This is a genomic window from Pseudonocardia sp., assembly GCF_025465255.1.
GTDB lineage: Bacteria > Actinomycetota > Actinomycetes > Mycobacteriales > Pseudonocardiaceae > Pseudonocardia.
Window position 1 is genome coordinate 38,449 of the sequence record NZ_JAODNI010000089.1, and the last position, 8,104, is coordinate 46,552.

Consider the following 8,104-nt stretch of genomic DNA (forward strand, 5'->3'; position numbering starts at 1 on the left):
CCCGGCGGGCACGCCCGCGGTCCGTTGCGGACCGACGTCATCGTGACCGGGCGGGAGGTGTCCCGGGGCCCGGTCGGCGCGGGCCTGCCCGAGCTGCCCGCCATCCCTGCCCGTGCGGCTCGCTACTCATACGGGCACCAGGCCGCTGTCGCGGTGCGGGCGTGGGTCCGCGAGGACCCGGCGGACGTCGTCGGCCCCGATCTCCGGTGCCGTCGCCGCCGCGGCGATCCGGTCGGCGAGCCGGTGCGCGGCCCGGGCGGACCCGCCGGTCAGCTCGTCGGCCAGCGCGGCGGCCGCGGCGGCGTCGGAGTCGAGGCCGTGCCGGGCCAGGCGGCGCACTGCGAGCTCGGCGCTCTCCGCCGGGGTGTACCCGGTGAACCGCAGGTGCTCGGCGAACGCCCCGGCGAGGCCGTCCCGGCCGCCGAGCAACCCGGCGACGGCGGGGGTCGGCCCGCACACGACGACCACCGTGCCGGGCCGGGCGCGCAGCACCGCGCGGACGGCGGCGGCGACGCGGGCCCGCTCGGTCTCCGGGCGTTCCCCGTACCCGCCGTCGAGGTCCAGCAGCAGCACCCCGCCTTCGGCGTCGGCCGCGGCGGCACCGACCGCCGCGGCCGCCTGCTCGGGCCAGCGCGCCGGCACTCCGTCGAGCACCAGGCGCGTCAGCACACCGCTGGGCACCAGGCCCAGCTCGGCGAGCGAGCGGGCGAACAGCCCGGCGACGGTGCGGCGCCCGCTGCCTGACGGGCCGTCGAACACCACGTTGGCGAGCCCAGCGACGGGCTGCCCGCGCCGCTGCAGCGCCGCCATCCCGGACAGGCGGGCGAGCAGGGCCGCCCGCACGGCGTCCTGTCCGACGAGCCCCGCCAGCCTGCGCGCGGAGGGACCGGCCGGGACCGACGCGTCGGCCGTGCCCTCGACGCTGCCGTCGTCACCCTCGGCGCGCGGGACGTCGGCCGCGATGAACCGGCTCAGCTCGGCGTCGCCCCCCGACGACGACGCCGCGAGCCGCGACGCCTGCGAGGAGATCATCAGCTCGAACACCTGGCGGGCGACCCGGCCGTTGCCGAAGGTGGCGCCCTTCGGGGTGCGCTCGAAGTACCGGCTGATCGCCACGAGCACGTCGTCGTCGAGCTCGTAGTAGTGCTTGGCCGCCATCCCGCAGACGATCGTGACCAGCTCGGACACGGTGTAGTTGGGGAACTCGACGGTCTTGGTGAACCGCGAGGCGACTCCCGGGTTCGACGCCAGGAACTGGTCCATCTGCGCCGAGTAGCCGGCGACGATCACCACGATGTCCTCGCGGTGGTCCTCCATCAGCTTCATCAGCGTGTCGACCGCCTCCTGGCCGAAGTCCGGGCCGGTGCCGCCGGACTGGCTGGTCAGCGTGTATGCCTCGTCGATGAACAGGACCCCGCCGAGCGCGCGGGCGAACACCTCGGAGGTCTTGATCGCGGTGCCGCCGATGATCTGCGCGACCAGGTCCGCGCGGGAGACCTCCACCATGTGCCCCTGCCGCAGGATCCCCAGCTCCGCCAGCACGGCGCCGTAGAGGCGGGCGACAGTGGTCTTGCCGGTGCCGGGCGGGCCCGCGAACACGAGGTGCCGGCTCAGCGACGGCATGGGCAGCCCCATCTCCTCGCGCCGCCGGGCCATCCGGTTGAGGTCGACGAGCCCCTTGACGTCCTGTTTCACGCTCTCCAGGCCGACGAGGTCGTCGAGCTCCCCGAGCCGCCCCGCGGGCCGCGGCGCCGGGCTCTCCGGTGCGGGCCCCGGTGCGGGTTGGGGGGCGCCGGGCTCGTCGCCCTCGTTGTCGAAGAGCTCGCAGCCGTCGAGCCGGACGTCGGCGCCCTCCTGCACGGCGACGGCCGGCCCGCCGCTGCGGTGCACGCGGGTTCCGGTCGCGCGCAGCACCCCGCCGCGGTGCACCCTGAGGGCGGGCCCCGGCGCGTCGACGATCTCGCTGCCGGTCAGGGCCAGCTCCGCGCCGGCCCGCACCTCCGCCCCACAGCGGGTGAGCACCACCGCGGTGGCCTCGATCCGGCCGCCGTCGTCCAGCAGCATCCCGGCCCCGTCGCGGAACACCACGTCGTCGAGCTCCGCGGTGGCCGCGGCGACGGTGAGCGCCGGACCGTCCGGGACCACGCAGACGGCGTGCGCGAGCAGCAGCCGCGCTCCCCCGCCGACGGTGACCCCCGCGGACTCCGCCACGTCGACGCCGTCGGCGCGCACCTCGGCCTCCCCGGTCACCCGGAGCGCCGCCTCGCCCGCCCCGCGGACCCGCAGGCGGTGCAGCTCCGGCCGGGCGGCGCCGTCGACCAGCAGCCCGACGGGGCTCCCCTGCACCCGGCAGTCGACGAGCGTGGGCCGGGCGGACCCGGTGACCTGCACGGCCTGCCGTCCGGCGGAGAACGTGCAGGCCCGCAGCTCCGGGCCGCCCTCGCCGGTGACATGCACGGCCTGCGCGCCGGCCCCGGTGAACGTGCAGCCCTCGAACTCCACGGCGCCGGTACCGGTCAGGTAGACGTCCAGGGTGGCGCTGCCGGTGATCTCGACATCCCGGAACCGGACCTCCGCCTGCTGCTCGACGACGATCGCGGGCTTCTGCGCGCCCCGCACCACGGTGTCCTCCACGATGCCGCCGCTGTGCCCGTTGAAGCACACACCGTTTCCTCGCGGGGCGTCGATCGTGCAGCCGCGGACCGTCAGCCGGCCGCGCTCCCCGACGACCACCGCCGTCGAGACGACCCCCGGGAACACGCAGTTCTCCAGCGAGCTCCCGGCCTCGGAGGTGACGACGACCCCGGCGCCGGCCGTGCTGCGGATCCGGCAGTCGCGGGCGGCCAGCGCCCCCGCGCCGCGGGCGAGGACGGTCGTCCAGGCGGCGCCGTCGACCCGGCACCCGTCGAGCGCGGCCTCGCCGCGGGGCACGTCGAGGGCCGGCAGATCGGGGTCCCCGCAGGTGATGTCCAGGCCGGACAGCGTCACGGCGTCGGAGTCGACGGTGACGGTGGGGCCGCTGTCGCTGTGCACGACCACGCTGCCGGGCCCGTCCGCCGCGACCACCGTCACGAGCCGGGTGAGCACGAGCTGCTCCGGGTAGTGCCCCGCGGCGACGGACACCACCGCCCCGTCCGGTGCGGCGGCGAGTGCCCCCGCGATGGTGCGGTGGGCGCCGGCCTCGGCCCCGTCGGCCCGTACCCGCAGAACGTCGCGGTTCATCGCACTCCCCCGTTTTCACAGGTCGGTCCCACTCGGCCGGTCACGCCCGCACCCACGGCCACAGCACGCCGGGCGCCGACGCGTCGTCCCTCGGATCCCCGGCACCGGGATCTCCGGCACCACCGCTGCCGGGTGCCGGCCACTGTTCGGCGGCCCGGTCGAGGCCCGCGCGGGCGACGTCGTCGAACGGCGAGGGTTCGCCACCGTCCGCGCCGCCCGGGAGCTCGCGCAGCAGGACGACCGGGGCCGGGGCGTCGTCGGTGACGGCGAGGACCCGGAAGCCGGTCCCGGGCCCGAACACCACCCGCTCCGCGACGCCGTCGAGCAGGGCGGTGCGGCGGGCGGAGCTCGACCAGATCCGCACCTCGAGGTCCCCGGGACGCGACGGCGCACCGGCAGGCTGCGCGTCGACGAAGGCCCACTCGGTGAGCACGGGATGCTGCCTATAGAGGGCGGCCAGCGCGGCTCCGCCGGGTACGACGAGCCGGGCCGGCCCCCGGAACGACGGCAGCCGGCGCAGCCCGGCGGCCACGCAACGGGCCAGTGGGACGTGCGCGCCGGGCTGCGCGGCCCGCACCGCGTCGGCCAGGGTCCGGCGGTCCCCGCGCAGGTAGAGGCGGACGCCGAGGAGGTCGAGGACGACGTCCACGGGGTCCGCTCCCGCCCGCAGGCCCGGGACCTGCGACAGCAGCGCCGCGACGACCCCGGACTCCGCGTCGTGCTCCGCGCTGAACGTGCGCCGCAGCCACCGTCGCTCCTCCGCAATCCCGGTGGCAGGAACCAGCGCGGAGGCGTCGGCCGCCGGAACCGGCTGCACGCGGGGCGCGGGCCGCGCGGCGTGCGGCGCCGGGCGCAGCTCGTGGGCCGCAGGCGTGGGACGGGCCGGACCGGGCGCCGGAGGAGACGGCGCCGGAGATGACGGGGCCGGAGATGACGGGGCCGGAGATGACGGGGCCGGAGATGACGGGGCCCGCGCGGGGGTCACCGCCGGCGAGGGTGCGGCGTACCGCGGACCGGTCGCGGGTCCGGCGAGGGCCCGGGCGGCGACCGGCGGGCCCGGGATCAGCGGGGCCGGACTCGGCGCGACAGGGTGCGACGGGGCTGGGCGCGACAGGGCTGCGCTCGACCGGGCTGCGCTGGACGCAGCAGGAACTGACGGGACCGGCGGCGCCGACGCGGCCGGTGCCGGCCCGAGATCGGGTTCGGCCGTCTCCAGCCGCAGACCCACAGGCCGGAGGCCCGGCGCGGGCCGCGCCGGAGCCTCGGCGCAAGGCCCCCTGACGACCGGGTCCAGAACGGCGACCGGGTCCAGAACGGCGACCGGATCCGGGGCGGCCGGCGGATCCTCCGGGGCCGCAGACGCTCCGGCCGGGAGTCCCACCGCCCGCACCTCGCTGAACCGGCGCACCGAGGGCTCCAGCCTCTCCACGGTGTCGACCGCGACCCGGTGCAGCCGGCGGGCGACCTCCGGGGTCCCCGCCTCGTACACGACGGCGAACCGGTCCGGGCGCAACGGCGTGCGCCGGACGGCGTCAGCCGCGGCCCCGTCGGCGGGATCGGTGAGGTTCTCCGGCGGGCGGACCCACAGCCCGGCCGCGATCACCTCGAGCACCGCGTCGGGGGCGACCGCGTAGCGGCCCGGCGCGATCTCCGGTGCGTCCGGGACCGGGCGGCGGTGCGCGACGATCCGGGGCGGGGCACCGGCCGTGCCCGGGGCGAAACGCAGCTGCCCGGCATAGGGATGCCAGCCGGGGCGGCCGTCGGCGCGGACCGTGCGCGGCACCGGCCCGGGTGTGCCCGGGGTCCCGCCGGCAGGGGCTACCGCGGGCAGTCCGGTGTAGAACGTGACCGGCTCCCCGAGCAGCTCGGCGAGCGCCGCACCGGGGCTCGTGTCCGCGGGGCAGGCCACCGGCCCGAACTCGACGAACCGGGTCGCCGCGCGGGTGGCCGGCGGCAGCTCCCGCCACACCATGGCGACGTCGTCGAGGGACAGCGGCGGCGCCCCGGGCGAGCCGAGCACCACGGTCAGCACCTCGTGCTGCACCACCAGCGCCGTGACCAGCGTGTCGCGGTGCGGCGCCGGGCCCGGATCCGGGTGCACCCGGCGGATCCACAGCCCGCCGGGCAGCGGCTCGACCATCGACGACCCGGCCCGCGCCGCCGTGGTGACCGGCAGCGGGTCCCAGGCGGGGCGCGGGAAGCGGTGCGACTCGTGCTGCGGGCGCGCACCCGGCCGGAAGCGCACCCAGCCCGAACCGGCCGCGGACGGCACGAAGAGGCCGGCCTCGCCCACCGGCACGACCGCGCCGTCGTGGGTGATCACCGTGCGGCGCAGGCGATCCGCGAGCCACTGGGCGGCGGCGGTCGCCGCGCCGGCGGGCCCGGCCCCGGTGAACACGAGGCGGAAACCGCCGGGCCGGGGCCCGAGCAGCAGGGCGGCGGCGTCCCGGACCGGGGGTGCGACGTCGGGCGGCAGGTCCAGCACGACCACGGTGTGCTCGGGGTCCGCCGCGACCCCGACGGCGAGTCGCCGCGCGGACGCGTCGACGGGCCCGGGCCGGTGCAGTAGCAGGGCCCGTCCCACCTCGGTGCAGACGAGCCGGGAGTCCGGCTCGTACGGCAGCGCCCTGGTGGTCTCGGCGCTGGTCGTGTCGGCGCTGGTCATGTCAGGGCCCTCCCTGGGCGGAGCCGGCCCGCGCTGCCGCGCCGGTGGTGAGCGCCGGCCCGGCCGGCAGGGCGCCGAGCACGGCCGGCGGCAGCCAGGCCGTCGTGGCGGTCGGCACGAGCAGTCGGGCCGCCTCGTCGGACACCGCGTAGCGCACGCCCTGGTCGGTGATCAGGTACTGCTGCGGCCGGGTGCCGGGCCCCGGCCGGGGCAGCGCGGCGACGAGCATGCCGGAGCCGGGGGCGAGCAGCGCGCGGTCGCGGGCCGGGTCGACGGGGACCGGTGCGGTGCCGACGGTGCCCGGGGCGAGGTCGCCGTCGCGGGAGACCTGGTGCACGCACACGGAGTCGGTGGCCGGGCGGTAGGTGCCCGCACCCGCGAGGTCCGGCAGGCCGCGCAGCCCGGAGTCGTCGGCGGACGTGGGCGCCCCCGCGACGTCGGCCGGGGTGCTCTCTCTGGCCGGTGCCGCCCCGGCCCGCGCCGCGAGCAGCGCGGCGGCGGTCGGGCTCAGCGGGGCCAGCCCGTCGGAGCGCAGCAGGTAGTTCTGGGTCGACGCGTTCTGGCTGGACCTCACCTGGAACACCTGCCCGACGGCCGACGACGCCCCGCCCACCGCCGGGCCGGGTGAGCCCGACCCGGGCACGTCCGGCGCGACGAGGGCGGACCCGTGGGCCAGCGCGGCCAGCCACGCGTCCGGGACCACGACGGGCGCGACGTCGCCAAGCCCCAGCGCTGCGAGGACGGCGGCGGAGGCCACCGGGTACTCGGTGTCCCGCCACACCACGTGCGCGCCGCCGTCGGCCCCGGCCACCACCAGCCGCTGGTCGGCGGGCAGCGGTGTGCCCGCCGCCGGGCCGAGCACGACCGTCCCCCGCGGGCCGGTCCCCCCGGGCCCCGAGCACAGCGACCACTCGGGCGGGAGCATGCCGTTCGCCTGCGGGACCGAGTCCGGCGCACCCGGGATCCCGATCGCGGCCCCGTGCGGGACGCCGGCGAGAGAGTTGCGCGACACCTGGCGGAAGGTCGGAGCCCCGCCGTCGGCGCCGAGGACGAGCATGGCCGACGCGGTGTTGAGCGTCGGGTGCAGCACGCCGTCGAGGTAGACGTAGCGGTTGCCGGTCTCCTTCTCCACGACGATCGTCCGCGGCTGCTGCCAGCTCGTCGCCCCGCCCGGGCTGATCAGGCCGAACACGAACGCGCCCGCGCAGACCAGCGCGGCGAGGACCGTCCCGAACACCGCGCCGGAACCGGAGCGCTTCAGCGGCGCCTCCCCGGCGAACGCGTCCCCGGTGACCAGCGCGGACGACAGCCGCGCCGTCGAGAACTGGTAGGCCTGGACGTGGTCCTTGCGGCTCTGCACCCGACGACCGCCGCTCAGCCGTTCAGCGCGCGGAAGTAGGCGTACACGCCGAGCAGTTGCAGTAGCACCGGCACCAGCACGAGGGCGGTCCACAGCTCCGCGATGTCCGCGGCCTGCCCCCACACCGGCAGCAGCCGGCGCCCGGGCATCCGCCACGCGGCGACGATCGCCGCGGCCGCGGCCAGCAGCGTGAGGACGAGCAGCACGATCGACCAGTCGAGCCCGGCGACCCGGGCCATCCCGGTCGCGGTGACAGCCACGGCGAGCACCGCCGCCCACACCAGCGCGCCGCGCTGGACCACGGTCCGCAGGATCCGTCCGCGTAGCGCGGCCGCGGCGGCCAGCAGCAGCGGCAGCAGCCGCTCGACCCAGCCGTCGTGGTCCACCAGCGCGTACGCGGTGGCGACGACGAGGACCGCCGTGGACACGGAGACGACGGACAGCAGCGCGTCCGCGCGGGCCGTGCGGGCGGCCAGGACGGAACCGGGCTCGGGGTCGATGTCCTCCTGCAGCTCGGCGGCGGTGCGGGGCAGCAGGGGCACCCGCAGCCGGGCCACCCGCACGGCCCCCCGCGGCCCGACCGCGCCGAACAGGAACGCCACCACCGTGACCACGGTCAGCGCGCGCACCGCGTCCAGCCCGGACCAGGCGGCGAGCCCCACCGCCAGCAGCGCTCCCAGAGCGACGCCGACCACCGCCCCGAACGCGACGGCCGCGGTGCGGCCCAGCACCAGCAGCACCCCCGCGGCCACCCCGGCGCCCAGCGCGGCGAGCGCGACGCCCGGCGCCCCCGGTCCGGCGACGGCCGCGGGCCCGGCCGGGAACACCAGCCCGACGAGCGCGGCGAGCGTCGTCCC

At 78.0% G+C, this 8,104-nt stretch carries 3 protein-coding genes and 1 pseudogene; all 4 read right to left on the reverse strand.

Annotated features, from left to right (window positions below; all coding sequences use genetic code 11):
• Positions 1 to 126 precede the first annotated feature (126 nt).
• On the reverse strand, positions 127 to 3,222 hold the full coding sequence (locus JWP64_RS09415; RefSeq protein WP_297494710.1) for a right-handed parallel beta-helix repeat-containing protein: 3,096 nt from the start codon (positions 3,220 to 3,222) through the stop codon (positions 127 to 129).
• Positions 3,223 to 3,262: 40 nt separating this feature from the next.
• Positions 3,263 to 5,887 (reverse strand): hypothetical protein, encoded by a 2,625-nt coding sequence (locus tag JWP64_RS09420; protein ID WP_297494713.1) that lies wholly within the window; start codon positions 5,885 to 5,887, stop codon positions 3,263 to 3,265.
• Between the two features lies 1 nt (position 5,888).
• The gene (gene eccB, locus JWP64_RS09425; protein WP_297494716.1) at positions 5,889 to 7,247 is read right to left on the reverse strand and encodes a type VII secretion protein EccB; all 1,359 of its coding nucleotides are present in this window, start codon (positions 7,245 to 7,247) and stop codon (positions 5,889 to 5,891) included.
• A 14-nt stretch (positions 7,248 to 7,261) separates the two neighbouring features.
• Positions 7,262 to 8,104, reverse strand: a pseudogene (locus JWP64_RS09430) (hypothetical protein); the annotation flags it as partial.

What these genes read in the sequence shown, in the direction of transcription:
- JWP64_RS09420 (WP_297494713.1), bottom strand. Translation starts at nt 5,887, where the DNA reads ATGACCAGCGCCGACACGACCAGCGCCGAGACCACCAGGGCGCTGCCG.
- JWP64_RS09415 (WP_297494710.1), bottom strand. Translation starts at nt 3,222, where the DNA reads ATGAACCGCGACGTTCTGCGGGTACGGGCCGACGGGGCCGAGGCCGGC.